This window comes from Cohnella rhizosphaerae, from assembly GCF_029525575.1.
Taxonomy (GTDB): domain Bacteria; phylum Bacillota; class Bacilli; order Paenibacillales; family Paenibacillaceae; genus Cohnella; species Cohnella rhizosphaerae.
The window spans coordinates 666,928-693,632 of sequence record NZ_JAPDIA010000001.1; the positions used below are offsets into that span (position 1 = coordinate 666,928).

The 26,705-nt window shown below is 53.3% G+C and carries 23 protein-coding genes and 1 pseudogene; 4 read left to right on the forward strand and 20 right to left on the reverse strand.

What is annotated here, in order from left to right:
* Positions 1-108: 108 nt before the first annotated feature.
* The 3 genes from OMP40_RS03135 to OMP40_RS03145 all read right to left on the reverse strand — a co-directional run bounded on the left by OMP40_RS03135 (position 109) and on the right by OMP40_RS03145 (position 8,719).
* Positions 109-4,089, reverse strand: a complete 3,981-nt coding sequence (locus OMP40_RS03135; RefSeq protein ID WP_277529040.1) for a cohesin domain-containing protein — start codon at positions 4,087-4,089, stop codon at positions 109-111.
* Positions 3,983-5,272 (reverse strand): hypothetical protein, encoded by a 1,290-nt coding sequence (locus tag OMP40_RS03140; protein WP_277529042.1) that lies wholly within the window; start codon positions 5,270-5,272, stop codon positions 3,983-3,985. The genes OMP40_RS03135 and OMP40_RS03140 overlap by 107 nt, the downstream gene beginning before the upstream one ends.
* Before the next feature lie 726 nt (positions 5,273-5,998).
* The gene (locus OMP40_RS03145) at positions 5,999-8,719 is read right to left on the reverse strand and encodes a carbohydrate binding domain-containing protein (protein WP_277529235.1); all 2,721 of its coding nucleotides are present in this window, start codon (positions 8,717-8,719) and stop codon (positions 5,999-6,001) included.
* 308 nt (positions 8,720-9,027) lie between these two features.
* Between OMP40_RS03145 and OMP40_RS03150 the strand changes: the two genes are divergently transcribed.
* The 3 genes from OMP40_RS03150 (at position 9,028) to OMP40_RS03160 (ending at position 12,246) form a co-directional block, all read left to right on the forward strand.
* On the forward strand, positions 9,028-9,606 hold the full coding sequence (locus tag OMP40_RS03150) for a hypothetical protein (protein ID WP_277529045.1): 579 nt from the start codon (positions 9,028-9,030) through the stop codon (positions 9,604-9,606).
* A 13-nt stretch (positions 9,607-9,619) separates the two neighbouring features.
* Entirely contained in the window at positions 9,620-10,981 is a 1,362-nt protein-coding gene (locus tag OMP40_RS03155; protein ID WP_277529047.1) for a glycosyl hydrolase, read from the forward strand.
* Between the two features lie 275 nt (positions 10,982-11,256).
* Positions 11,257-12,246, forward strand: coding sequence for a hypothetical protein (locus tag OMP40_RS03160; RefSeq protein WP_277529049.1), 990 nt, complete (start codon positions 11,257-11,259; stop codon positions 12,244-12,246).
* A 327-nt stretch (positions 12,247-12,573) separates the two neighbouring features.
* Here the strand turns inward: OMP40_RS03160 and OMP40_RS03165 are convergent, their stop codons facing one another.
* The 9 genes from OMP40_RS03165 to OMP40_RS03205 form a co-directional block, all read right to left on the reverse strand.
* Entirely contained in the window at positions 12,574-13,410 is an 837-nt protein-coding gene (locus tag OMP40_RS03165) for an SMP-30/gluconolactonase/LRE family protein (RefSeq protein ID WP_277529051.1), read from the reverse strand.
* Entirely contained in the window at positions 13,410-14,954 is a 1,545-nt protein-coding gene (locus tag OMP40_RS03170) for an FAD-dependent oxidoreductase (RefSeq protein ID WP_277529052.1), read from the reverse strand. The genes OMP40_RS03165 and OMP40_RS03170 overlap by 1 nt, the downstream gene beginning before the upstream one ends.
* Positions 14,955-14,960: 6 nt before the next feature.
* Positions 14,961-15,359 carry a RidA family protein gene (locus OMP40_RS03175; RefSeq protein ID WP_277529054.1) on the reverse strand — a complete coding sequence of 133 codons (399 nt, stop codon included), beginning with the start codon at positions 15,357-15,359 and terminating at the stop codon, positions 14,961-14,963.
* A 21-nt stretch (positions 15,360-15,380) separates the two neighbouring features.
* Positions 15,381-16,514, reverse strand: coding sequence for a hypothetical protein (locus OMP40_RS03180; protein ID WP_277529056.1), 1,134 nt, complete (start codon positions 16,512-16,514; stop codon positions 15,381-15,383).
* The gene (locus tag OMP40_RS03185; protein ID WP_277529058.1) at positions 16,514-17,290 is read right to left on the reverse strand and encodes a creatininase family protein; all 777 of its coding nucleotides are present in this window, start codon (positions 17,288-17,290) and stop codon (positions 16,514-16,516) included. Before OMP40_RS03185 ends, OMP40_RS03180 begins: the two co-directional genes overlap by 1 nt.
* Complete coding sequence (locus OMP40_RS03190) at positions 17,287-18,036, reverse strand: SDR family NAD(P)-dependent oxidoreductase (protein ID WP_277529060.1); 750 nt, start codon at positions 18,034-18,036, stop codon at positions 17,287-17,289. Before OMP40_RS03190 ends, OMP40_RS03185 begins: the two co-directional genes overlap by 4 nt.
* A 27-nt stretch (positions 18,037-18,063) precedes the next feature.
* The gene (locus OMP40_RS03195; protein WP_277529061.1) at positions 18,064-18,774 is read right to left on the reverse strand and encodes a carbohydrate ABC transporter permease; all 711 of its coding nucleotides are present in this window, start codon (positions 18,772-18,774) and stop codon (positions 18,064-18,066) included.
* 113 nt (positions 18,775-18,887) lie between these two features.
* Positions 18,888-19,649, reverse strand: coding sequence for a carbohydrate ABC transporter permease (locus OMP40_RS03200; protein WP_277529062.1), 762 nt, complete (start codon positions 19,647-19,649; stop codon positions 18,888-18,890).
* Positions 19,650-19,903: 254 nt separating this feature from the next.
* Complete coding sequence (locus OMP40_RS03205; RefSeq protein ID WP_277529064.1) at positions 19,904-20,866, reverse strand: ABC transporter substrate-binding protein; 963 nt, start codon at positions 20,864-20,866, stop codon at positions 19,904-19,906.
* Positions 20,867-20,907: 41 nt separating this feature from the next.
* On the opposite strand from OMP40_RS03205, the gene OMP40_RS03210 reads away from it, so the two are divergent.
* On the forward strand, positions 20,908-21,186 hold the full coding sequence (locus OMP40_RS03210) for a hypothetical protein (RefSeq protein WP_277529066.1): 279 nt from the start codon (positions 20,908-20,910) through the stop codon (positions 21,184-21,186).
* 107 nt (positions 21,187-21,293) lie between these two features.
* Here the strand turns inward: OMP40_RS03210 and OMP40_RS03215 are convergent, their stop codons facing one another.
* From OMP40_RS03215 to OMP40_RS03245, 8 genes and pseudogenes are all read right to left on the reverse strand, one after another.
* A complete protein-coding gene (locus OMP40_RS03215; protein ID WP_277529067.1) occupies positions 21,294-22,058 on the reverse strand; it encodes an IclR family transcriptional regulator in 765 nt (254 codons plus the stop codon).
* 232 nt (positions 22,059-22,290) lie between these two features.
* Positions 22,291-22,791 (reverse strand): SGNH/GDSL hydrolase family protein, encoded by a 501-nt coding sequence (locus tag OMP40_RS39710; RefSeq protein ID WP_338131003.1) that lies wholly within the window; start codon positions 22,789-22,791, stop codon positions 22,291-22,293.
* A 148-nt stretch (positions 22,792-22,939) separates the two neighbouring features.
* Positions 22,940-23,350, reverse strand: a pseudogene (locus OMP40_RS39715) (SGNH/GDSL hydrolase N-terminal domain-containing protein); the annotation flags it as partial.
* 380 nt (positions 23,351-23,730) lie between these two features.
* A complete protein-coding gene (locus tag OMP40_RS03225; protein ID WP_277529069.1) occupies positions 23,731-24,081 on the reverse strand; it encodes a hypothetical protein in 351 nt (116 codons plus the stop codon).
* A 125-nt stretch (positions 24,082-24,206) separates the two neighbouring features.
* Positions 24,207-24,767, reverse strand: a complete 561-nt coding sequence (locus OMP40_RS03230) for a hypothetical protein (protein WP_277529070.1) — start codon at positions 24,765-24,767, stop codon at positions 24,207-24,209.
* A gap of 117 nt (positions 24,768-24,884) precedes the next feature.
* Positions 24,885-25,124, reverse strand: coding sequence for a hypothetical protein (locus tag OMP40_RS03235; protein WP_277529071.1), 240 nt, complete (start codon positions 25,122-25,124; stop codon positions 24,885-24,887).
* Complete coding sequence (locus OMP40_RS03240) at positions 25,111-25,509, reverse strand: hypothetical protein (RefSeq protein WP_420871878.1); 399 nt, start codon at positions 25,507-25,509, stop codon at positions 25,111-25,113. Before OMP40_RS03240 ends, OMP40_RS03235 begins: the two co-directional genes overlap by 14 nt.
* A gap of 215 nt (positions 25,510-25,724) precedes the next feature.
* Positions 25,725-26,702, reverse strand: a complete 978-nt coding sequence (locus OMP40_RS03245; RefSeq protein WP_277529072.1) for a Cthe_2314 family HEPN domain-containing protein — start codon at positions 26,700-26,702, stop codon at positions 25,725-25,727.
* Between the last annotated feature and the right edge of the window lie 3 nt (positions 26,703-26,705).

Below are 26,705 nucleotides of genomic sequence, written 5' to 3' on the forward strand. Positions count from 1 at the left end.
GGAGGAAGGCGCCAAAGCGCCTCCTCCCGACCAATTCGCCTAAGTTTAATTTTAGATGCGATTCGATTACTGCGAATTTCCCCTGATGCGTTAGTTGCCCATGATAAGTTAGTTGCCCATGATGCGTTGCGCGACCGCGGCCAGATCCTGAATCCCGATCGGACGCGGCGTCGCAATGCCGAGCGCCTTGTACAGCGTCCAATTGGCATCCGCGCCGCTTTGCCCGTAATGTTTGGCGACGACCGCCAAATCCCCGATGGTCAGCGCGCTCGATCCTGCCAGCGTTTTTAATGCGCCGCCGAAAGCGGACGTCGCGTCCGTCAACTTCGTGGCCGCTTCTTGAATGCCGGCTTGGGACAGATCAGGATCGGCCAGTGCGTCTCTGGCGGCCGTCAGCTCCGCTTGCAGCAGCGCTTTGGAGCCTGGCGCGTATTGGCCGAGGAACGAGCCTTCCATGGCGCCGGTCAAGAGGTTGTCGGCAGCGGCAATAGCCGCGTTAAGCCCCGATTTATCGTTCAGCGCGATCGCCACATTATGGCTGGCGGCGCTTACCGGCGTCTCCGTGACGCCGTCGGAGATGACGACGTTTTCGGCCGTGATGGCATTGGTCTCGACAGCCGCGCCGACGGTTTTGGCCTTGAAGCTCAGCTCCAGCAGTTTATCCGTATTGGAGATGGCCTGGCCCGTGCCTGCCCCAAGGAATCGGATGTTCGCCTCGCCGCCCGAAGTCCCCGCCTGATCCAGCACGATCGAGAAGCCTTCTACCAGCGATACGCCCGACACGTATTCCACCTTAGAAGCGTCGTAACGCACTTTCAGGTCGATCGCATACACATCCGACGTCAGGTTGTTCAAGCCGAAGTTCAACTTGAAGGCTTCGCCCGCCAAGACGGAAGTCGGTCCGCTCAGCAACGCGCCTTCTTGACCGCTGATCGCGATCAGCACGCTGCCGGTCAAGCTGGACCCGCTGGCTTTCGCCGTTACCTTGACGACGCCGTTCATTTTAGCCGTCAGCAAGCCCGTCTCGCCGATGATCGCCGCTTGCGTCTCCGAACCGTCCTCTGCGGTTACGGACCATACGGCGGGCACGCCTGCCGACATTTGCAGCGTACCGTTTTTCGTCGTGATGGAGGTCGCTCCGCCCTCGCCGGTGACGACCAGCTCCGTGTACGGCTGAAGCGCTTTGATCGCGCCGCGCAGCGCGTAGTATGCATCGTCCGCCGCATCCTGCCCGATCGCGCCGTTCGAGACGGCCGCTTGGGCTGTCGTTAAAGCGTTTGCGAATACATTCCAAGAGTCGGCCGTGTACTTCGTTTGGTCCAGGTTGTCTACGGTCCCGATCAAGCCGTTCAGAAGCGTTTTGTCAACCGCCGCCGGTACGCTTGGGTTCGCGGCGCCGCCGCGGCCCGCTTTGACTTCGCTAAAGTAGGTTTCGATTTTCGCAACTTCGTCGGCCGTCAACACCCGGTCGTAGATGAGAACCTGCAGCACTCTGCCCATGAAACGGTAAGGCGTCGCAGCCGCCATCGTGTAACCGATGCCGAGATCCGATCTGTTCCCTGTCAGAGCCTTGGCGTTGGTACCCGTGCCGATGGAAGCGTTGTTCACAAACACGGCTCTATTGGTTCCGTCCAACTGCGCCCGGACGCTGACCAGGTCGTTCGTGGCCGAGGTGGCGATCGACTGCCCGCCGCCGGATACGCTGCCGTCCGCGTTGCCGAAGCGAACGTTGACTCTGTTCGTTCCTACGCCGAGATTAATGCCGCTCCACCCGTCGTTGGCCGCCCAGGTTTGGTAAGCTTCGTTTAATCCGAAATAAACGAGACCGCTTTGATCGCTGGAGTTGTTGGCCGTGGCGGTCGGTTTAACAAGCGTGTAGATCGTCATCTTCGTGCTGCCGTTGTAGTTTTTGAATCCGGCAGCTTTAAGCGGCCTTGAATTCGCCGCGAAATCCACATAATCGTATACGTCTTTCTTAATCGTGGGATTGCCGGTCGGCGTCCCCAGACCATCGCCGCCGCTGCCGGGGACGTTCGCCGGCACGAGCTTCGCCGGTACGCTGCCCATATTCGTCCACCCGGTCACGTTGCCGCTGCCGTCTCTTTCCACGCCCTCGTCGGCCTTAAGCCATAAGTCGAGACCCTCCCGAGGAATGTCGGCCAGCGTCGTATCCGTCACCACGACGCGAGCGTGCGACTGGCTGAGCACTTCGCCGTCTGCCGCCAGTACATAAATGATGTACGGCCCGGGCAGCGCAGGCGCCGTCATCCCGACCTTGTCGCCGGTGGTCACCGTCTCGTCGTCGCCGCCGTCGAAGTGTCCGCCGCTCGACGAGGAGATCCATATCTTTTTCGTCGGGTCGTTCAAGTCGAGCGCAAATCTGACTTGGCCGCCGGGAGCGACCGACACGTCGGCCGGAAGCAGTCTGTTGGCCACCGATACCGTGGTGGTGAACGTGATGTTGATCGCATTCGGCTCTGTCTGCGTGCTGCCGATCAAATTCCACGTTCCTTCGGTAGCGATCTTGTATCCGCTCGACACGGGACTGCCGTTGAGCTTAAAGGTGTAGCCTGTGCCCAACGTCAGTTCAAGCGGACGCACCGCCGATACTTCATATTGATCTCCGTCGTTTACATTCATCGCGGCCGCGCTCTGATCGACGTATACCGTATATTTGGAAGTGGCCGTCGCTCTGCCGTCTCCGTATTGGATATACAGCTTGTATTCTCCTGCGGCATTCGGCGCTTTAATTGAATTGACGTTGCCGGCAGCCTTTGTCATCGTATTGCCTTCATTAAACGTCGTCGTGTTCGCAGGCGCGAGCCAGACGGTGTCTTGCGCTGTGAGCAGACCTCTGCGGTTCAGCTTCTCGCCTTTGCCCATGATGACGTTGGAAGCCAGCTCGAACTCGGTATCGGCAATGAGGCTTCTCGGGATCATGTGCGTATATTCGTTGGCAAGGCCCGCGTTCAACACGATCTCGTTGCCCTTGACCGGCCAGATGCGGGCTTCACTCTTGAAATTGTTGTTCACGATCCGGGGAGCGCCGTTCTGATTGTTGTTCCCGTCCACGTAACCGTCGACGGCAATCATATCGCTCTTGCGCTTCCAGTTGTTGAACTCGAACAGTCGGCTCTGTCCGGGGGCATGGGAGAGCTTCGACTGCACGACGTTGCCGATCATCTTAATGAACGTGCTGCCTTCGTCGGGATGGAATCCGTTTGTCCAGTTGTTGGAGGTCGTCGGTTTGTCGGTCGGATTCGGGTTCAGGAAGTTGTAGTTCATCTCGGTAAAATTCGTCCAGTTGTCGGGATTCCAGTTGCTGTTTTTATCGGTGACGGGGTCGTTGGTCAAATTGTTGACGGTGTCCCACGTCCCGCCTCCCGGCAGATTGCCCGGATCGCCCTGCCTGCCCAGGGAGTAAATGGCGCCGGAATCGTTAACGACCGTACAAATTTCTTCGATCCGGTTATAGTTGATTTTGTTATTCCGCGAGGTTGTCGTAATGTCCGGAGACCTGGCGATGCTCGTTTCGTTCGTACCATGGTAAGGCCCGCCGGTCTTGTTGGTGCCTTGGGCGGTGAAGCCGAAGCCGTCGTATTCGTCCCAGCCCCAGCCGATGCTCATGGCGCCGTAAGTCGTATCGTAAATATAGTTGTGCAGCACCTGCATGTTCGTCGTGTAGAACGAGGCCAGCGCGTTGGCGCCGGGGAACCCATAGCAGGTTCTGTACAGGAAGTTGTTCGTAATATAAATGTTTTCCGGCACGGCTTCCGTACCCGCCTTAAACTTCTCCTTATCGACGCCGGCCCAGTTCCGGATCGGCGTGCCGGAGACCGAGACGCTCGATTCATGCTTGATCGCCTGATCGTTTTCGTAGATATGCTGCGGATGTCCGACGACAATGCCGGAAGCGAGCGTATCGACGATATAGTTGCCCGTCACTTCGATATCCTTGACATCGTTTTCAATATGGATGCCGTTAAATCCGGCAAGCCCGATCTCGCCGTTCAGTACTTTGATGTTTCTTGCTGCGTTGATCATGACCACCGCAGGCGGTATGTCGTACCCGCGATAAAAAAGTTTCATGCCAGTTGATGCTGCTCGGGAAGTAAACTTTATTTACGATGGAGCCCTGAACGGACGCATAGCCGCGCGAAGTGGTCGTGACCGGACCCGTTCCGTCGCTGTATGTATAAGTGCCCGTCAGTTCGAACAGTTTGTAATCGGTATGGGCAAACTTCAGCCCGTTGAAGGTGATGTTTTTGACGCGTCCGTCATCCGAGCCCGCAATCGGGTTCAGCCGGTCTCCCACAGGGATGCCCCGGATGTCGACGACCGTCTCCAGCCTTGGAATGACCACCTCGGCGGTATTAATATCCTCGCCTTCGAGCGGGATGTAATAGAGCGTGCTCGCCGCCTGGTCGAAGTAGAAGTCGCCGCGCTTGTTGAGAAACTCGAAGGCGTTGCGGATGACTTGATTGTTGCCCGGATTGTATTGCGTATTGTTGCCCAAAGACTGGGAGATCGCGCCATACGGCATCTGGAAGCGGAGCATGACGCCGCCGGTCTTGCCGCTGGCTGCCGGCGCCTGTTCGATCGACGCGAAGGTGACGAAAGGTCTCGCCCATCTGGCGGTCGAGCCGCCCATGCTTTCGGCTTCGATGTTCTGCGGGTTTTTCGTGTCCGTCGTCAGCCCTACGCTGGCATCGAATACGATGCCGCCCCGGATGTTGCTGCCGTTCTGCCATGCCCAAGGATTGTCGGCCGAAGTGAAGCTGACCGTAGGCGTGCCGGTGACCGTTCTGTTGCCCGATGCGATTTGCGGACTCGTCGTCATGTTGGCCCGCTTGTCGTTAACGTAGATCGCGCGCAGCTTGTCGCTTCGGTTCAAGGTCGTTTTGTACGCCTTGAGGCCGTTCGTCTGCGTCAGTCCGACCGCTTCCGTCCATACGCCTTTCTCCAGCATCTGACCGGCGCTGACGACCGGCTGCGCGCCCGGCGCCGCCTCGTAGCGAATCGTGCTGGTAGCGCTTCCGGAATCCTCCTTCGTGAATACGAGGGTTTCATCCAGCGAATAAAATCCGTCCGCGATTTGAACGACGATATCGCCGCCCGTCTTGGGCAATGTCCTGACGACCGCCTTGGCCTTGCCAATCGTTTTGTACGGCTTCGCTTGCGTGCCGTTGCCCGTATCGTCGTTGCCGGTTGGAGCGACATAGATCGTAATGCTCGGCGTGCCGCCGTCGGCCGCGGCTTGCCGCCCCTGCAAACGGCAGCATGGAAAATGCCATAACCAGAGTCATCATCCAAACGAATGCTCTTTTTCTCACTTTCCTGAAACCTCCTTGAAAAAATGTATACACATTACCGCCGTAAGCGGTATTAGTGCCGATGTTCGGCGATGCAGGAACGCGTATGCGGCCAAAGATAAAAGCGCTTTCAATTCCTTGCTGTGAACGAACCGGATGGAGAGGATTCAGGAAGTCTGTGAATTTACAATCCTTATACTAGATCGGCGTCCCCTTTTATTGAAGGGAATATTGTTAGGGGACAAGTAAAATCATCGGTGATATGGTGTCGACGGAGCGATTTGTTGTAAGCGCATTCAACTCGCCGCGTTTTTATTATAGATGAGCCCTGTTTAGGCCTCCATGCATATCCTTGTGCGTTTGTTTGCATTAATTTTCCGCGGACCGGGGGAGCCCTTATTGTTGTTCCGATCCCTGTCCACGGCCCGCTCGCGGACTCAGTGGCCGTTATTACGGGATTATCGGCCTTTTTTGGGCCTCGATCCGGATCCATAACGTCCTTCCAGTCCGATAAGATCGCCATTTCGACCGATTATTAAGAAATAGCGACTCCTGAGTCCGATGCCCAAGCCCGTCTCGAATGTCACTGCTGCACGCAGCTCTCGTTTGCCGCCAATAAAAAAGACTGGAGACCGCCCGGGATGATATCCCGTGCAATCTCCAGTCCTGTCGGTTCGACTAACCAACTAACTTTCCAATTGATAGATGTGAACCATATAAGGCGAGAAGGTGTCCGTGTAGGCGCCGCCGCTTACGGCCACGCTCCTGCTTTCGTAAACAGGCGAAGCGGACGCGATGCCCGTCAGACCCGCGCCAGAAAACGTGGATGTAACGGGGTGACCCGTCGTATTGACCGCAAACAAGTAACGGACGCCATCGTATTCCCGCACCTTGATATCGAGCTCCGAAGCGGAGGACGCGATATTTTGCGCGACGTCCGGTGCCGCGATCACATCCTTCAGCGTTTCAAGCTCCTGATTCATGATTTTATACATGGCCCACAGCGAAGGACTATCGGTTTTCAGGAACCACTGAGGCGATACGTCGTAGGCATAAAATCCGGTAGATTTGGCGCCATGATTGATCGCCAGATAAGTCATGGCACGCGTCTCCTCCGGAAGCGGCGCCCGGTTGGTCAAGCCGTACGATTGCATGACCATATTCACCGGCTTGCCGGTCGCCGCTACGGCATCGGTCATATCGCGTACATCCGTAATATCGAAGTCGGGAACCGGGTACGAGTCGGCGGACAGGATGTCCGTTGCGTTCGTATAGGTCCCCGCCTGGACGACGTTTTTGGTGGACATGTTGACGTATACGGGGTGATTGGGATCGATGCTTTTAATCGTGTCGTACGCTTGCTGCATGGCTGCCGCGGATATCCCATGACCGTCTGGCTCGTCGTTCAGCACCCAGTAGAGCAGCGCCGGATCGTCTTTGTACGTATTTACCCTGCTCGAGATGTACGTAAGGTCGACCACGTTATTGTTGAGATATAAAGCGGCCGCGGCTTTTAAACCGAAGGATTTAATGTCGGCGAAAGCCGTAGCGAAAGTAATGCCGCCTCTTTCTCCAATGAGCACCGTATTGAAGCCTTGCGCTTTAAGATCCGCATACTCCGTCGTATTGGAGGTTACGACCGAATACATAATCCGCGGCATAAACGTGTCTCCGTTCAGCAGCACTGCCTTGTAGACGTCGGTCGTGACGCTGACGGTGTCGGGCATCGCCGGGTACGTCAGCTTGTCCGCCTTCAAAACTTCCTGAACCTCTGTATCCTTGACGAATCCGTCGCTCTTCCTTATCAAATGCGCTTTGTAAATCGAATACCCCATCGGAAGCGTAGATACGTTAAACGTGTCCGCAAAGTTCGGCGAGAGGGTCGTATACTCTTTGGTGAAGACAGGGGTCGTCCCGCCAAAATCATACCTTTCGAGCTTCACTTTATAATCCGATAAATTTTCGTCGGTCAAGCTTAATGCGAAACGGGTCGTTACGGTGGATTCCGTGCCCCATACATGCTTTTCCGTCATGCTAAAAATAAACGGGGTGGGCGCGCTGCTTAGTACGACATTGTCGATCCACACGGACCCCGCCGCATCCGGGCTCAGCGCATAATAAACCTGCATAAACGCCGCGTCCGCGGGGGCAGTGAACACATCGCCCGCCTTGCTCCAAGCGCTCGTTAACGGAGCGTCGATGAGCGCATCCGACAGTACGGTAGTCCCGTCCTTTTGAAAAAAGCGCAGCCCCGCTTTTAATCCGCCTGCCGTGAGACTGCTCTTCACGTAGGATTGAACCTTATAGCTCTCTCCCGGGCTTACCGACACCAAATGTCCGCCAAGCGTATTCGCCCCTGCCGAGCCGCTGCCGGTTAACTTGAAGGAATTCGTTCCCTGATACGCATTGCTCGTATCTACGACGCCGGTCGTCGTGTTCCAATCGGTCATGCCGCTTTCAAAACCCGGATTCAGTTCAAGATTTTGCGATTCAAGGACAACATCGTCCACCCACACGGACCCGACCGCGTTTTGCGACAGCCACAGGTAGATCTGGACGTACTTCGTTCCGGCGGGCGTCTTCATCGCGGGCGTGACGGTCTGGTGCCAATTCGCGCCGTTGGCCGCCGTCGTAAAGCTGTAGGCGCCCACTGAATTTCCAGCGTCATCGATATACCTCAATCCGATACGGAAGGTACCTGACGTCAGCGTGTCTTTGGAAAACAGCTTCAAAACGTAATCCTGGCTTTCGTTGCTGGCAATGTGTACGGCCGGATCTGTAGCGATGACGTTCCAGGCGCTTGCAGAACCGGTGATTTTGCCCGACTTGGCGCCCGTTCGGAAGGTCGTCGAATCGTAGCTGAATTCGGGGCCGCTGCCTCTCCAGCTTCCGTTATTCAGTTCAAAGCCGGCATCCAGCGCCAGATTGTCCGAAGTGAGCGTGAGATCGTCCAACCAGACGGTGCCTATGGAATATTGAGGCATGACTACGTAGACTTGAACCTTTGCCGTATTGGCAGGAGCTACGAACGTGCCGCCCGATCTGGTCCAGCTGCTTGAATTTTTAATCGTATAAAATTGGTAACCGATGGTGCTCCCGGCCGTACTGATCCACCTTACGCCGATTTGGTATCTGCCTTGCGTCAGGCTCGTCTTGGCATAGGCGTCCAGACGAAAGCTTTGGCCGTCGACGGCATTCCAAGTGCTGCTCGTGGCGACGGCATTCCACTTGTTCGTGGCATCGGATACATGCTTAAGACTCTTCGATCCGCTGTGGGAGGTCGTGGAATCGACGCTTTTCGTCGTACTGCTTCCTCCCCACCCCGACAGATTGGTTTCAAATCCGCTGTTCACGATCAAGTTGTTGTACGATTGCGCCGACGCGGACTGCTGCAGGGCAGGGATCATGTACAAAGACATTAAAGCCAGGGATGCGATCAAACCGCACAACATCAACTTTCTTAAACTTTTTATCATCGCAGACTCCTCCTCATGATTCGGAAAATTGGAAGCGCTAACATAAAGAAGTTCCGGAAAGCGGCATTGAAGCCTACCCTATTCTATTTTTATCCATCATATCCCTCCCGACCGAAACTCGTAATCGCTGACAGTAATCGATTTCTGAAATTAACATATCACGACTTTATTTTTCACGTCAATGAATTTATTCTTATATATAAATATAATCATGTTAAATTGAAGTTTATTTTTAATTTATGAAGTTATTATTCAAAATTCTATTTTTTCATGAATGTAAAACTTATATAAAAATGATTGACACCCCTCCGTTTCACCCTATAAGATTTATGATTGAAAACAAAAGTACGAACGCCTGTTTTAGATGGATTTTCCAGCGGAATGGAGTGTCCAAGATGCTACAAAAATGTTTTCAAAATCCTCCGGCGAGCTATCGGATTGTCCCCTTCTGGTTTTGGAACGGGGACATGAGCGAAGCCGCGATCGAGCTGCAAATTGGGGAGATGGCGGATAAAGGCGTCGGCGGCTTCTTCATTTGCGCCCGTCAAGGGCTGACGGTGCCTTACTTGTCGCAAGTCTGGTTCGATCGCGTTCGCTTCGCCGTAGAAACGGCCAAAACCTTCGGCCTGGAAGTATGGATCTATGACGAATATCCCTATCCCAGCGGAATGGCCGGCGGCGAGGTGACCCTTGAGCACCCCGACGCCAAGCATCATACGTTATGGAGCTTGCGGGAAACGCGGGAAGGAAATCGGCCAATCCATCTGGAGCTCCCCCTGGGCCAAGGTGCTAATGGCCGCCGCAGTGCCCTACGATGAGGCCGGGCACACTTTGCTATGGAATCGGTCCATCGACATTTCCTCTCATATCGGGAGCCTGCAGAACGAGCATATCTACCAACAAAGCGGGTTAACCGCCTACAATGCCAGTCGATACTTCACGGCGCATCCCCGGAAGCATTTGCGCTGGACGCCTCCTTCGGGCAAGTGGGAATTGACGATCGCGATGCAGACCGAAGTGCAGGACTTTAAATACTTCGGGCACTATATGGACCCGTGTCATACCAAAGCGGTCCGGACGTTTATTCAATTGACCCACGAACGCTACAAGCGAGAAATAGGCGCCTATTTCGGCGATGTGGTGAAGGGCGTTTTTTCGGACGAGGTAGGCTTGCTGGGCAACTTTCCCTGGTCCGCCGCGTTGCCGCCTTTTTTCGCGGAATCGCAAGGCTACGACTTGCTCCGGCGCGACAACCTTTTGGCGCTGCTTCATGAAACTTCGGAAAACACCCCGCGGATTCGATACGGCTATTTCCAGTCGCTGCACCTTTTACTCCGGGAATCATACCATGCGCAGCTGCAGCGATGGGCGCAGCGCAACAAGCTGAGCTATGTGACGGAAGTCAATAGCATCCGCGCGGCCACGCAGCGCCTCAGCACGATCCCCGGCGGAGACAGCGGGCATGAGAAGCTGGGCAGGCCGCTCGCGTGGATCCTTTCCAAAAACGCCTTCAGCTTTCGCTACAACCCCAAAATGATCTCCTCCATCGCGCGGCAAACGGGCAAGGGGCGGGCGCTGATCGAATGCTTCCATAGCGTGGGGTGGTCGATGACGCTGCAGGATGCCAAGTGGATGCTGGACCGGTTCGCCGCGATGGGCATCAACATGTTCAACTTTCATGCCTTCTTCTTTTCCATTGACGGGTTAAAAAAGCACGATGCGCCACCCTCTCAGTTTTTGCAAAATCCATATTGGCGTCATTTCCGTCAGCTTGCGGATTATGCCGCGCGGCTTAGTTATTTAATGAGCGAAGGCACAGCGGCGATCTCGGTTGCCGTGCTCGATCCTACCACAACCTTGTGGACGCACCTGGGCAATCCGATTCATGAGTTCGAATACATGGGCGACGATGCCTACGAGAAGGCGCGGCTCGAAGCGCTCAAAGCCGATTGGGCCGCCATTTGCCGGGAATTGCTGCTTCATCAGATCGATTTTGATCATCTGGATCCCGAGCTGCTAACGGAGGCAACGGTGGAATCAGGGAAGCTTCGTATCGGTCATGCCGCCTATTCCATCCTCGTCATTCCGCCGATCGCGAATCTCGAGACAGGGGCTTGGCGCCAGATTGAAGCTTTCTTTGCAAACGGGGGGGACGGTCCTCGCGCTCGGTTTGCTTCCCTATCAGTCAATTGAAGCCGGCATCGACGTAGGTATGGAGATGAGAAAGCGTTTTGGCCTCGAGCGCGATCCGCAGCACGATTATTGGTCAACGCCGTCATCCTCGTCAAGCCCGGGAACCAGCTGGTTCACGCATGGCGGCGGTCACTTTTTTATCGACCCAAGGCACCTTGGTTGCCGCCGACGGAATCCAACCCTTGTTGGAACGATTGGCATCGCTGCAGCCGCCTTCTATCCGTCTACGCTGCGCGACCGGGGACACGTCTTCATTTTTAATGCAGCATCGCAGCATGGAGGACCACTCGCATCTGATCTTTATCGCCCATCAGCAATCCGGCGAACGACGCGTCGAGCTGCATTCGGCCCTCCCCATACAGTCGCATGCGGTAGAGCGTCTGCACCTGGATACCGGCGAGGTCGCGTCATTGGAAGTGTCGCAGCATGCCGACGGCTGGCACCTTCCATTAAAGTTCGCCGCCTACGAGTCTTGTTGCTTGCGCATCCGCCAAGTTTCAACCGAGGCGCTCTCGGTAAAAGCACAAGCTTCAGCGGAAGAAGCCTGGACGCTGAACGTCGATGCCGAATCCGCATGGGAGGTCGAAGCGCTGCAGAGCAACGTCCTAAGACTCGGCAGCTTCGGCTTTGCGCCGGCCCCGGGCGACATGGGGCGGGAACAGGGCTGGACGACAGGCGAGGCTGCCGGAGAATGGCCGCAGGTTGAGGTCAAAACGGTCATCGATCAATGCGCGGAACTGGCCGATCGGAAGCAGCTTCCCTTAGCCTTCCGGCAAGCCTTCGGAACGCCGGTTAAGTTAACCGTGCAGTATCCGCTTGTCTGCTGGTATCGTACAGCGTTCGCGATCAACAAGCTATCCGACGAGATCTCGCTCTTCATGGAGCCCGGCGCCATATCGGGACCTTTTACGATCTATGTCAACGGCCAACCGCTCGCTCGCGACGATTTTCATGCGGAGGTTTACAACAACCAGGATTATTTGAGCTGCAAGGTGGATCGCTTGTTAACGGAGGGTCGCAATGAGCTCGTTATTCGCGTAGAAGCGCAAAACGATTGGGACGGGATCGTGAGCCCGCTTTATGTGGCCGGCCCTTTCGGCGTTTATTTTTCAGCGGATGGCGAAGCCGTTATCGACGCCCTGCCCAAATCCGCTCCCATTCGTTCCGGCCCCTTGGAAGGGTTCCCTTATTATGCGGGCACATGGCGTCTAACAAAAAAAGATCAGCCTGGACGAGCTGCCGGAAGACGAAAAAGGAACCTTTGAAGTGAACTTTCAAGGGTGGGACGCGCAGCTGCATGATAGCGTAGAAGTCGAAGTGAACGGATTTCCTTTTGGGCGTGCGCTGCTGGAGCCCTTATCGTTGGTCGGGCAAGCGGGAGCAGCTGCGAGCCGGAGCGAATGAGATTGTCGTTCGGCTGACGAATACGCTTTCCGGCATGCTGGACGGCACTTATTTCGACGACGGCAGTCATACTTTAAAAAAAGGTACGGGACGCGTTACGAAAATAAAAAAAGGGTTGTCTTTCCGGTCCGTGTTAACGACCTTTCGAGACAACCCTTTTGTGCATCATTTCCGCATCTTGGAGACGATTAACGAAATAAAGCCCAACAGCGGCCGGGAAATTCGGATCGGAACGACTCGATGTTGCCCCGATCGGCCATCGTCACGTAACAGGTGCGGCCGTCGGCACCGCCGAAGGTCAGGTTGGTGCAGTTTTTCCCGTGCAACGGAATTTCCCGCATCACCTCGCCCCGGGGATTAATCTGGGCCACGCACCCTTTCCCGATGCGGGTCACGTACAGATTGCCGGCCATATCGCATCGCATGCCGTCCATGCCGAAGTCGGGAAATGCAATGAACAGACGTTTGTTCCCGATCTCTTTGGACGCGGACAGATCGTACGCCCAAATTTTCCGCTGCACCGTTTCGTTGACATAAAGCGTCTTCTCGTCCGGACTTATTTCGATGCCGTTGGTCGTTCCCATATCGGCTTCCAGCAGCGAGACTTTACCGTCGGTATGAATTTTCCACAGCTGACCGGTGGACGTTTTCCAATCCGGATCGCTGGCGAATAGAATGCCGTCCGCCGCGATCGCCAGATCGTTGGGCTGGTTCATCAAGGGCTCGTGCGCGTATATGGCTGTTTCCTTCGTGCGCATATCGACTTTAAGGATATGGTGACCCGTATGATCCGCGATCAGCAGATCCCCGTCGCGGTTAAACCGCATCCCGCATCCGGTGCTGCCCCCGTCCAATTCGAGAAACAAGCTGCCGGCCCCATCGGGCGTTATTTTCCCAACCGTGTGTCGACGCTCATAATTGACGGCATACAGGTTGCCCGCTTTATCGCAAGCCGGTCCTTCGATCGCCGACGTAAAACGATGCGGCTCCGTGAAAGGCCGGCTGACATAACATTTTTCCGTCATCAGCTATCCAATACTTGCCGGTCCTCGATCAGACGCTCGCGCAATTCGGCATAATCGACATCCTGAACCGATGTGCCGCGCCGGATCGCCAGCGCCGCCGCGGTGGCGGCCGATTGTCCGAGGCACATGAACACCGGCTCCATCCGGATCGAGCCGTACGCGATATGCGAGGAGGAGAGACAGACGGGTACCAGCAGATTGAGGCATTGTTCGCCCTTCGGAATGATCGCCCGGTACGAGATCGGATAGGGACCGCTCGGCGCAACCTCCACGTTGCCTTCGTTGATGCAGCGGCCGTCGATGACGATGCGCCGGCTGTTGTGCGCGTCCATCCGATAGGCGGCCAGCCCCACCGGATCGGACACTTTGCGATAGCCGCGGCAATCGTGCTCGGTCATCACTACATCAGAGATCATTCTGCGCGCTTCGCGGATATAGAGCTGCGGCGTCCAGCCTCCGAATTCGACGTATTCGTCGGCCGGCAAGCCCCATTGCCGCGCCTCCTGACGAACGGCCTCGGGCACGCGCCCGTCGTTGCACAGGAAATAGAGCATGCCCAAGTTATAAGTTAGGTGGTTTTGAAAAATTTGCTCTCGTCTTGCATAGCTTCCTTCGGCCCATTCATCGTTCATGCCGATATAATCGGTCGATACGCCGCCGAAATTGTTCAGGTCCGTCTTGCCGTTCGGCATCGACGAGTGAAGCCGGAGGGCGTCCCATACGCCCGCTTCGATATAACGGGCCAGCAGGGTGAACAGCTCGGGATCGTAATTCGGCGGCTCCGGAAAGGGCATGCGGTTCGCGGGATCGTTGGTCAGACAGATGCGGAAATTGTAGGCCTGCACGCTGCGATCCCCTTGACCCTGGTAGCCCGGCGCCGCGTCGGATACGCCGTGCAGCAGGCCGCTGTCCGGTTTGCCCGGAATGACGTACGGATCGATCCATGCTTTGAAATTATGATGCGGATCGCCGAAATGAACGCCGTTTAACGTTTCCTTGTAGACCGAATTCGCCTCGCGGCCCACATGATAGGTGACGCCGGCCGCGGCCAGCAGGTCTCCCTCGTAGGTGGCGTCGATAAACATGTCCGCTTCAATCCGAACGCCGCTCTCCATCGCAATGCTTGCGATCTTGCCTTGCGACTTATGTACGGTCGACAAACGCTGGCCGTACAGCACGGTGATCCCCTCTTGCCCGGCCCACTCCTGGAAAATGCGATCCGCTACGCGAGGCTCGAAGACCCACTGCGAGCCGTCTCCTTCGGTGCAGCCGTAATGGCGCCCCACCGCTTGATAGAACTCGCGCGAGATGCCTCCGATCGCAGCTTTGTTGCCGATATCGGTGGCGCCAAGTCCGCCGGAGGACAAGCCGCCGAGCTTGCGGCCGAATTCCGCGAGCACGACCGTCAGCCCCATGCGTTTGGCTTGTACTGCCGCAGCTACGCCCGCGGAGCTGCCGCCGTATATGCACAGATCGGCCTTGTAGGCCGCGTCGGACGACGGCGCCTCTGGTTCGTAATATTTGATTTTGCTGAAATCCAGCATCTCGAATCACCTCGTCGCAAGGGTGGAATTGCCGTTTCTTCGAACCGCGATCACATCGATCTCGACAAGAAGTCCGTAGTTCAGATCGCAATAGATGGCCGTACGGCTCGGGTAAGGCGGGGAAAAGTATCTTCGATAAATCTCGTTGAATTCGTCGTACAGCTTGCGGTCGCTTAAATAAATGTTCGCTTTGACCACGTCATTAAACGTCAATCCCGTCGCTTTTAGCACTTCTTCAATGTTGGCCATCGTCTGAACCGTTTGCGATTCCAGATCGTCGCCCACGATCTTCCCTGTCTCGAGGTTCAGTCCGCCCGATCCGGATACGAACACCATCGATTCGGTCTGGATACCTGCGGAAAAAGGCCTGTTGCTGCTTGGGCCGACTTTAATTTCCGTGCGCATGGCGATTCCTCCCTATCAAATTTATATGAACGAGAGCGTGTTGGCGTTTGCATTACGGTTCGTAGGAAAGCAGCAAGCCGCGGTGCCGGCACGGCCGATCGCAAGAAAAGAGACGCCATCGCATAATCGATCATGCAGGTGGTAAACAGCGTCCGTTCGATGCGGCAGGGCGCTTGCCCGGTTAAAATGAGATGTTCGATATGCCTGGTTAACGTACCGAAATGCGAGAAAGGTCGATCCGTATCGAGCTCGCATGCGGCCGCGATGCGTTGACCGGAATTCAGACGAACCGCATAGGACCAAGTCGATACGTAATCTTGCAATTGTGCGACATAGCCCTTCGTGCCGTCCCGGTAGGTGACGATAAACAACACAGGCGCAGCGCATGCGTCGCGCGGATGCACACGATTGGGCTGGGGCTGGGCTTGCAAAGCCATCGCAAGCAAATCCTCGGGCCATTCCCCCCCGATCTGCCGCCGCCCACATCTCGGGACCCGACAGCGCTTGGACCGAATCAACCCCGGTCTCCCCGCCCGATCTTCTCTCTGCCAGACTTTGCAGCACCTCCATCGCATGAAACCCGTACGACTCGTTGCCGCCCCAACTGACGACGAACGCTTCCTTCAAGTCTCCGAGCAGCGCTCGGTCATACGCCGGCCTGGCAGCTGTATAGGGAACGGACGATCCCGCAAGGAAGGGAATGTCCCTCCGCTTGATCTGCTTATATATCCAGAACGCGTCATCGATATCGTAGGACAGCTGCTTATCCAGGAAAATCGGCACGCGAACGTTGCGGCGATCCATCGCATGCAGCGCTTCCTCGATGAACCGACGCCGCGGGTACTCCTTCTGTCCCTCCGCGTTAATCGGATAATCGCCGTGCTCGCCGATCAGGACCAGGCCGTCCGCATGGTCGACCGAGCCGCCGAAGGTGAACGCTTCTTCGATCGTATCGAAAATCGGAACGCCGTGCTTGGCGGCCATCTCGCGGCTCATATCGTTCGGCGGCACCTGGTCGGTATACATCGCGGCCACCTGCACTTGCGGCTCGTACCCGAGCTCGCCCAGCAGCCTGCCCACGATCAGCTCGGCATGGGAATTGCGGCGATATTCGGTGATGACGGCCGCAATCCTCGGCTTGTCTCCGGCCGGCATCAGACGCCTCCATCCATCGTCTCGCATACGCGCGCGAGCCATTCCGACACCGATTGAACGATCGTATCCAAATAAAGCTTTCCTTTATCGCGATCCGCAAGCGCCGCCGAATCGGTATAGCCGTCGAATCCGGTAAGCAGGTGATGGCGTCCAAGGAACGTTCCCGCCGGACCTGCGGCTACCCAGGGAAGCGTCGGGTGATCGGACTCGATTCGCTCCCGGTTCACCAGGTCGGCGTCAAGCGACAGGACGAGCGAGGTTTCGAAGCCGCCCGCATGGCCCGGCACTTTGCCGGTTTCCGAGGCTTTGACCGCAGCGAGCGCATCGCGGGCGATGCTCCAATAGGAGGCCGATGCGGTCCACACCGGGTGCTCGACGGCAAGATCCTGCGCGGCTTGATGCATGGCCAGCTCGTTGCCGCCATGTCCGTTCAGGAAGATGATCTTCCGGAAGCCGCTTGCAATCGCGCTCTTCCCGATTTCCTTCAGCATCAGCGCATAGGTGGCGGAGGAGAACGACAGCGTCCCGCCAAAAGCCGTATGATGGTCGGAGCAGCCGATCGGCAGCATCGGAGCCAGCAGAAGCTTGGCATAGGCGGACGCCTGTTCCACCGCATGATAGCTGATATGCTCGCAGACGAGACTATCCGTATACACGGTCAGATGCGGACCGTGCTGTTCGGTCGCCGCAAGGGGCACCACGACGGCATATCCGTCGTATGCGAGCTGCGACAGTTCGTCGCGCGTATGATGATGGAATAAAAACGTTTTTTTCATAGTCGAAACCCTCCGTCGATGACATAGGAAGCTCCGGTAACATAGGCAGCGGAATCGGACAAAAGATAGGCGGCCAGCTGCGCAACCTCGTCCGGCGTCCCGCTTCGCCCGATCAAGGTGATCTCCTTCATCTTCTCGACGTACGCGGCGGAAACGTTCGGGTCGGGCTCTTTAATGTCGCCCGGCAGCAGGCAATTGGCGCGAATGTTGGAGGCGCCGTATTCGAGCGCCAGCACCTTGGTCATCTGGTTGATCGCCGCCTTGGAAGCGCTGTAGGCTGCGCTATGGGCTTGCGGCCGTTCCGATATAATGGATGACGTATTCAGAATGGCGCCGCCGCCCGAAGCCAGCATCATCTTCACCGCATGTTTGCTGACGAGAAAAGCGGACGTCAGCGTGCCGCGCACGACGCGCTCCCATTCTTCGAGCGTATAATCCGCAAATGGCCTGTGCAGCTGAGCGAAGGCATTATGAAAGCAACCGTCAAGCCTTCCAAACCGATCGTTGATCTCGTTCATCAGGGCCATGACCTGCGATTCGTCGCACGCATCCGATTGCACGGTCAGCAGGCGCCGCTCCCCGAACCGCTCGGTCAGCTCCCCGAAAAGCGGCTGCGAAGCTGCCGGGATCAGATCCGAAGCTACGACGGTAGCGCCATTTTCTAAAAACAAACGGACGGAAGCCTTGCCGATCCTGCCGCAAGCGCCGGTAATCAGAATCACTTTATCGTGCAGAGAAAACGCCATCTCCCGAATTCCTCCCTGTTTCCCGCGCTAGCCCTTCAAGCCCGTCGAAGCGATCCCTTCGACGAATTGCTTCTGCGCGAATAAAAACACGACGACGACCGGCACGGTGACAATGACGGCGGCAGCCATCAGAATCTGCTGCTCCATGCCGACATCGCTTCGCAGGAAGAGCAGACCGAGCGGCAGCGTGAACAGCTCCTTGTCCTGCAAATACAGCAGCGGTCCGATCGTATTGCTCCACGCGCCCATGAACGTAAAGACGGCAAGCGCCGACAATACCGCGCGCGATAGCGGAAAATATATTTTCCAAAGGACGGTCCAAGGCCCGCAGCCATCGATCGTAGCAGCCTCGTACAATTCCTTCGTGGTGCTCTTATAAAATTGATGCAGAAGAAAGATGCCGAAAGAGCCGCCCAGGAAGCTTGGAACGATGAGGGGATAATAAGTGTTGAGCGCTCCGAAAGACGTCCATATGAAATACCCGGGGATCATCGTCACCTGAAATGGCAGCATAAGCGTGGCCAGCATGCCGAAGTATAAAAACTTCTTCAACTTAAAGTTGAACATCGCCATCCCGAAGGCAACCATGGAGCAGGAGAGCAGCATGCCGACAATGTCGCCGGCGACGATCAGAAAACTATTCAGCGTATATCTCGCAAAGTCGACCTTTAACCATACCTCCGAAAAATTGCTCCATACGAACGGAGAGGGAATCCATTGCGGCGGCAGCTTCGCCACATTGGCGCCGGTCTTCAGAGAGGTCGAGACCATCCAATAAAAAAGGAAGGAGCATAGCCGTACTGCCGGCGATCAGCAGGACATGAATAATCAAATTCTTAAATAAGAATTTACTACCCATAGTGAACCCACCTTTTCTCGAAGCGTTTCTGCACCAGCGTCACCGCCATGATCACGATAAACAGCGCCCAGGACATCGCGGAAGCGTAGCCCATCTTGGTCGTGAGGAAGGCGTCCTTGTAAATTAAGATGTTCGGGGTCACCTTCGAATCCGGCACGATATTCGGCGCATTGAACATCACGAGGAATACATCGAAAGCCTGGAACGCCGATATCGTCGACAAAATGAGAACGAGGAATATCATCGGGGACACGATCGGAAATACGATATGCCAGAACATCGACCAGCGACTCGCGCCTTCAAGCGAAGAGGCCTCGTACAAATCTTTGGGCACGCCCTGAATGGCGGCCAGCAAGATAATCATGGAGGAGCCGACGCCCTTCCACACATTAACCAGCGCCACGCTCGTGATCGGGAGCACCCAATGCTTGCTGTCCAGCCAATCTACGGGCGGCAGAGACATGAGTCCGAGCATGTAATTGGCCAAGCCGTACGTCTTATTCATCATCCATCCCCACATCGTGCCGCCGGCAAGCCAAGGCGTAACGACCGGCAGGAAGTAGATGACCCGGTAGAACGATTTGGCGCGAATGGACTGATTGAGAAAAAAGGCGAGCACGAGGGCGAGAATCGTCTGCAGCGGCACAAAGATGAGGGCGAAAAGCAGGATATTCCTCAAGGAGCTCCAGAACGAGCGATCGTCGAGCAGTCTGACCCAGTTTTTGCCGCCGATCCAGGCCGGCGCATTAAACATGTCCCACTGCGTAAAGGTTAAATAGAGGGAAAAGAAAAACGGAAAGGCAAAAAAAAACGAGTAAATGCACGGTAAAAGGCAACGTTAGTATGTAGCCCCAGCGAGCTTCCCTACGCAATTCGATTCCTCCTTCGTCCCCGCCAAAACGGCGGATGGCGGGGTCCGCTCGGGTCCGCCCGCCATCTCGTTTCCCCATTTATCGATTTTGATCCAGGATGTCTTGAACCTTCTGCTGAATCTGCTTCGCACCCGCTTCAGGCGAGAGCTTTTGTCCGTAAATATCCGCAAAGATCGGCTGCGCCGCCAAACGCCATTCTTGCCAGGACGGATTTTCGTCCGTCGTGACGCCGCCCTCGGCGATCCCGTCGCTGAACGCCTTTTTTATTTTTCGGATTCGTATTCACGTCAAGCTCCGTAATCGCATTTTTCTGCACAGGGATGGCGGTGCCGCTCTTCGCGAGTACCATCTGCGACTCCGCGGATAGGTAGTACTTGAGGAATTCCCAAGCTGCGTCTTTAGAATCTTGCTTGGCCTTGGAGAAAATAACCCAGCTATTCGTAACGATCGGCACGATACGTTTGCCGTCCATGCTTTTCGGCATCATGACCGTATCGTAGTCCAGATCCGCAAATTCCTTGTTGATGATCGTCTGGTTGCTGTACTGCATGAAGTACATCGCGACCTTGCCCGCCCCGAACGCCTTCCAATCGCCGCCTGCGACCTTGAGGAAATCGGCATCCGGACTGATGCCGTCCTTCACCAGATTCGCCCACGCCTGGATGCCTTCGATCGATTTAGGATCGGTAAACATCGCTTTCGTTTTCGTCTCATCGAGTACTTGTCCGCCATAGGAACGGGTCCAGGGGTACCAGCCTTGCGTGATGCCTTGCGAAATAGCGAAGCCGTATTGATCCGGCTTGCCGTCGCCGTTCGTGTCCTTCGTGAGCTTCTTGGCGGCTTCGATCATATCCGCATAAGTCCAGTCGTCGGTCGGAAGCGCGACGCCGGCGTCCGCGAACATTTTCTTGTTGTAGGCGAGCGCTACCGGATTGATCCCGTGCGGAATGCCGTAAACTTTGCCGTCCGGTGTCTTCGAGGCATACAGCCCCGATATGTAATCGGCATCGTTCAAATCTCTCTTGATATAAGGGGCCAGGTCTTCCGCAACGCCGCGGTTCCCGTATCCGAGGACGATCGCGTTCTCTTGAACCCACACGTCGGGCGCCGTGCCCCCCTGCGATCTCGGCAGTGATCTTCGTGGCGAAGTCCGCCCACGGCACTTCGACGATCTCCGTTTTGATGTTCGGAAACTTGGCGATGAAGCCGTCGACAATTTCTTTTTTGGTGACATCGTACGCGCCGGGAAGACCGATGGTCAGCTTCATTTCTTTAGGCGCTGCCGAAGATGCCGGCGGCTGGTCAGCGCTTGAAGGCGAGCTGCTGTTGCCGTTGCCTTCATCTCCATTATTTCCGCAAGCCGCTAATGAGATCGCCAGCAAAGAAACCAGGGAAAGCTTGAATCCGCTTTTCAATTGAACCCCTCCTGTTTTTGTTTTTGCTCACCTCGATTGTATTATGGCATCTTTTTCATGTCAATGAATAAATTCATATATATAAATTATTATGCTGAAGGCCTTGGGTTTTTACCCAAAGGCCTTGATGCTGATTTCCTCGCTCGCTCTTTTGACGCAATCGTGAACTTTGCCCCACACCTCGCCCGTAATTCGCACGACCGGGATCGAAATGCTGATGGCGGCCACGACTCTTTTCTCCGCGTCGTAGATCGCCCTGGACACGCAATGAACGCCTTCCACCGTTTCCCCCATGTTGTAGCCGAACTTTTCCTTTCTCACTTTGGCAAGCTCCTTGAGCAAATCCGAATACGACGATATCGTTTTTTCCGTCACTTTCTCCAGCGCGTCGTTCGGGTATATTTTGCGCAGCTCCTCTTCCGCCAGCTCCGCGAGCAATACTTTGCCTGAAGCCGTCGCATGCAGGTGAGCCGTCTGGCCCGTGATCGAATTAAAGCGCAACAGGTGCGTACTGGACTTTTCGCCCACGTAGAGCAGCATGTTTTCCATGCGTACGGCAAGATGAACGGTCTCGTTCAAATCGTTAAAAATTTTGTCCGCGACGTTAATGAAGGCTTCGGACAAATTTCCGGATTTCATCCGTTTGTTGCGAATGGAGAACAGCTTGTAACCGAGCTGATACTGCTTGCCGGTTTTATCAGTTTCCAGATACCCTCGTTCCAGCATGTTCTGCAGCAAGTTATAGGTGCTGCTCGGCGGCATATTTAATATTTTGGAGATTTCCGACAAGCTGTACGACTCTGTCTCCCCTTCGTACAGCTCGAATATATCCAATACGCGATCGGCGGATTTTACCTTGTTTTTTTGCAGCTCCATTTGATCAGCTCTCCCTTTTTTTATCATTCTTTCACAAATGTGAAATATACAATCATATTATCGCATTGTTCCGAAGCTGTCGATACCAATCGAGGGACAATCGCGAACGGACATATGGCCGACCCGCTTAAACGCAAAAAAAACCGCCCGCTCCTAAAGGAGCGGCGGTCGGCTTCAAGCACTTGCGCTGTCGTTTCATTCGTTAACGATTGCAGGACCGGACGCTTCGCGCTCACGCGCCGATGAGCTTCCGAATGACCGGCGCCAAGGATTTGGCCATGCGCAGGAAGCCCAGATCGGTCGGATGGACGCCGTCGACCGTGCATTCCTCGGCATCCTCATCGCCCAGAAGCGTGCCGCCGTCGAGGAAATGGACGTTCGCATCGCCTTCGCTTCGCAGCCTTTCGACGGTCGATCGCTGGACGTGCTTGCGGTCGTGCAGCAGCTGCCGCATTTCCTCATAGAATCGTTCGCCTGCGCTGCGGATCTTGGATACGACCAGAATCGGCACCTCGGGGTGACGTTCGCGCAAAATGCGGATAAACGCGGGCAACGTCTCCGCCATCCGCTCCGCCGTTCCCACATTCGCTTCGTAATCGAGGACAAACATGGCCGGGTCCGCGATGCCCGCGATCGTTCGGGCGACTTCCGGTTCCCCTTTGCCGTTGCCGGAGAAGCCGAGATTGATGAACTCGTAGGGAAGATATCGGCTTAACAGATTCGGATACGCCATGCCGGGACGCGTGGCGCAGCCCCCCTTGCGTAATCGACGTGCCGTACAGGACGACCGGTTTGCCGCTGGCGTATGGGGCAGGCGCACTGATCGTCGCGTCTTCGTCGACGCCGATCCATACTTCCTCGACGCCCTGGTACAGCGGGAAATTCAAAGTCACATGCAGCGGTCGCTTCACCTTCCAATCGTAGAAGGAAACCTCGTACGCCGTTTCTGTTCGGTCAAAGCGGGTCGTGCTCAAATAGCGCTGCTCCCCCGGCTCGCCCAAGTAGCAGTCGAACCCGCATTGTCCGGTCGCAGGCATATGGTACATGTTGGCCGGGCCGGTCAGCTTGACGCGGATGGACAGCTGCGAGGCGTCGGTACGGAAGCGAATTTGGCCGCCCGCCGTGCAATTCGCGAGTACGTCGACCGCCTGCGGCAGCGCGTCGGCGGGGGCGGACGGCAACCGGCGGTAGCGGCGTTCCTGCGCGAACCACGCGAAGCCGGCGATATGGAACGGCGGCTCAAGCGGCGACAGCCATTTCAACGAATCGCCGCGTACCGTTTCGACGGTCATGTTGCGGTCCAGCTTGACGACGTCGATCGGTGTGGATGGGGACTGTTCGGACAAGAAGACTCACTCCCGGTGTTTTGAAAGTGTTAAACGAGCTTTGGATTACAAAAAAAATTGCTGTCTCTAAAACCTGGGGAAAGAGCTCAAGTATCCCTTAGCCCCTTGAACAACTTGGTTTTTTGCTTGAATAATAATGTAGTCCCTTTGCGTAATGAGTTAGTTAATCTTCTCTCTCATCATTTTCCAAGCTTCTCCCCTATTCCTTTGCCCTTTAATGATTTGGGAAATAGGCTGGGGAATCATTGGGGAGATACGAGTTTATTTTCCGTGTAATGAGTTTATTTACTTTGTGATGTGTTTATTTTCGGTGAATATAGTAGGGCTTATATAAATATTTGTGCGGTTACTTTACTTTTTTTAAACTCATACCCATTGAATTCTTCGTTCTCAAACTCGTCTATTACTTCATATACACGATCTGCGAACCACAATTCAACTTCTTCAATCATTTCTATTTTCATTAATTTATCAAAGATATAACTACCTATATAGTTACTTTCATTCACAATTAGTAGGGCTTTCCGATATTTGAGATCACTATAGGATTTGAACTTTTTCTTTGTTTGAAGAAGAACTTTTGAGATATACTCGTCAAACAATACTTTTGATGGCTTTAAATCAGATGTTGAACCTAATCTTATCTTACCGCCAATATAAATACTTCCAGTTCTCACGTTATACTCTCTAGCACTTTCTGCATCCAATATTAGAAAGCGGAATCCAACACCATCTACTTCAAAGTCCTCCCAGCACTCGGGGGGAATTTACGAACCCATTATTAACAATCCTTTGTATATGTTCAACCACTTTGTGAATATTTCTTCTTTTCTGATTCCCATGCTTCCCCCCACCTAATATCACTGTCCATAAGCAACCCATACGGATATTGTTGAAGTTGAGTAATATTCTGATTTATATAATAAGACATGTACATAGCAAATTCATTAAACGATTTGTCATCTTTATTTCTCTGGTTATCCAATTCATGAATTGATTTAACTTCAATAACAAATTCTTCATTAGGACCATCATCATTTACAAGTCTTGCATCCGGCTCTGAATCGTTTTGCCCGTTAGGTTCTTTATCTGGACACAATACTAATTTATATTTTTTTGATTCATTTTTATTAATGTAAGCAATATGTTGCTCTACAATTAAGATCCATTCGCATTTATGTACAGATGAGCAAGTTTTGTATACCGTTTTCCCTGAGAACCAATCATGATCTTTATGACCGCTACAACAAGGGAAAATATATGTTTCTAAACCTTGCTCTTCAATTATTCTCCTAGCAATTTCGCTTTCCACAACATATCCTCCACCAATCATTCTGGGTATTCTTAATTTTTCAAATTTCAATTATATAATCTCTAATAACGGAAAGCATATAATCAGCGCTCGCCGGAGTATATCCTGGAGACTGACAAAACACAACATAATCATATGGTGCACTGTTCTGAAAGACACCTCCATCTATTAAAGTGTACGGTACTCTGGATCTAATTTAACTGGTTTAATTTTTGCAAGCCTATCCATTTGCATCACAATGTCGAGCTCTTTACTATATGCTTTGAATTGAAATGCACCGCTAGAATCCGATAGATCCTTTAGATGTAAATGCATAAAATCATTTTCCCATTTAGGATGAAGAACGAATTCTACTTGGCTTACCCAGCCTAAAGCCATTGCAAACGCTAGAAAATTAGCATAATTCACTTTTTTTGATATTCAAATTACTTAATCGTTCATTTATTGGATAGTGCAATAGATCTTTCATAATATATACGTAATTTGCATCACCTAATCCTGTATCTGAGTGAGCATCAATGTGGGTAAGTTCAAATGGGACTTGTAACTGACAACGTTGAATTAGTTCTTTCCAAAAGTGAAATGCTTCGTCATGATGCACCACTACTCTTCCAGGTATAGGATTATGTCTGGATAAACCACAGTTTTGTTCCAAGAATCTTCTAAATTCCAATTCCCTCCATGCTTTGAAATACTCATCATCTAATCGTTGATTGTCTGTTACCCAATGAGCAATATCACTTAGGAAGAAGTCCATATCAACATCAAGTATCCGCTGCAACATTTCATTCACGACCTTTATCAAATATATTCAATCATTTTCGTTTTCATTTTTTTGAAAAGATATTCCTAATATTATAAAATTAATAATCTGCTTTAAGAATCACTGTAATTCTCTCCAAAAAAAAGCTTAGAGAGTTATCGAAATGTTCGATTATCCCCAAGCTTTCAGTTAATAGCGGTCAGCTATACTTAATTTGATTCATACATAACAATCACAATAACCTTCTAAGTCTTTGTATTCTGATGATATGTACCAATTCGATGGAAATGCACAAGTGCGATATCAAGACTATCGATTAGTTCATAAATCATCTTACAATTATCAATAATGGCAATCATAAGTTCAGTGTCAAGAACTTCCTTATATCGAGGGTTCATAAAGTCCTGCATAACCAACAGGTGGAAAAAGTCTTGCCTAGAATCATACAACTTTTTATATGAAGCTGTGCTTAAAATACGGTTGCATATCTTCAAGGGAGGCAATGAATTAAGATAACGATCCTCCCCATCTGTAACTCGTAGATGTTCAATAACAGCTTCAAAAGTGACATCGCCTAGCTCAACTTCAAATATATCTTGTATAACCATCCCTAGCTTATCATAGACTCCATAAATTCTTAATAACGCACTATGAATAAAGTAACGATAGTTCATACCATCGAATTTCACCCAATGTTTATCCAAATCAACATAATTAAAATTCACTGCCTCTGCAAAAAGTTCAGCAGAATACCCCAGACTTCTAGCACTCTCGTGTAGCCTTGAAGCAACGTCTATCAGCCTGTAATAAATTGATGCCATAGGAGGATGTGAATACCTTACTTTCCAACTAACCACTTCATCCATCCTATTGTTTGCCCACCCTATATATCGCACTGAAAGTTGATTTATTTTCTGTATGTCCTGGTGACTAAACTTAGATTTTATTTTCAAAGCTTTCTTCTTAAATACTTTTTCATTCTCTTCAATTTTATTAATCAGGCCAAAGTCCGCATTAAATTTTTTTGTAGTCAATCGCGTTCGATTTGGCAACAGTTCTAGAGCTTCTTCTATTCCATTATAGAGAGCATTCGTATTGTCTAATATCATTTTTGCCAACTCTGCGAGTTCTAAATATTTTTTTCCACCCAAATGATGGGATACGTTATGGTCATTATTCTTTCTTGCATTATCTATTTCTCCGAAACTATTAATACTCTTCAAATT

Excerpts from the sequence above, each read along its gene's own strand:
- OMP40_RS03190 (WP_277529060.1), bottom strand. The coding sequence starts at position 18,036 with ATGGCGTTTTCTCTGCACGATAAAGTGATTCTGATTACCGGCGCTTGC.
- OMP40_RS03145 (WP_277529235.1), bottom strand. The coding sequence starts at position 8,719 with ATGATCCCTGCCCTGCAGCAGTCCGCGTCGGCGCAATCGTACAACAAC.
- OMP40_RS03135 (WP_277529040.1), bottom strand. The coding sequence starts at position 4,089 with ATGAAACTTTTTTATCGCGGGTACGACATACCGCCTGCGGTGGTCATG.
- OMP40_RS03160 (WP_277529049.1), top strand. The coding sequence starts at position 11,257 with ATGGAGGACCACTCGCATCTGATCTTTATCGCCCATCAGCAATCCGGC.
- OMP40_RS03170 (WP_277529052.1), bottom strand. The coding sequence starts at position 14,954 with ATGCTGGATTTCAGCAAAATCAAATATTACGAACCAGAGGCGCCGTCG.
- OMP40_RS03175 (WP_277529054.1), bottom strand. The coding sequence starts at position 15,359 with ATGCGCACGGAAATTAAAGTCGGCCCAAGCAGCAACAGGCCTTTTTCC.
- OMP40_RS03180 (WP_277529056.1), bottom strand. The coding sequence starts at position 16,514 with ATGCCGGCCGGAGACAAGCCGAGGATTGCGGCCGTCATCACCGAATAT.
- OMP40_RS03150 (WP_277529045.1), top strand. The coding sequence starts at position 9,028 with ATGAAGTTATTATTCAAAATTCTATTTTTTCATGAATGTAAAACTTAT.
- OMP40_RS03215 (WP_277529067.1), bottom strand. The coding sequence starts at position 22,058 with ATGGAGCTGCAAAAAAACAAGGTAAAATCCGCCGATCGCGTATTGGAT.
- OMP40_RS03165 (WP_277529051.1), bottom strand. The coding sequence starts at position 13,410 with ATGACGGAAAAATGTTATGTCAGCCGGCCTTTCACGGAGCCGCATCGT.
- OMP40_RS39710 (WP_338131003.1), bottom strand. The coding sequence starts at position 22,791 with ATGGCGTATCCGAATCTGTTAAGCCGATATCTTCCCTACGAGTTCATC.
- OMP40_RS03200 (WP_277529062.1), bottom strand. The coding sequence starts at position 19,649 with ATGTTTAATGCGCCGGCCTGGATCGGCGGCAAAAACTGGGTCAGACTG.
- OMP40_RS03185 (WP_277529058.1), bottom strand. The coding sequence starts at position 17,290 with ATGAAAAAAACGTTTTTATTCCATCATCATACGCGCGACGAACTGTCG.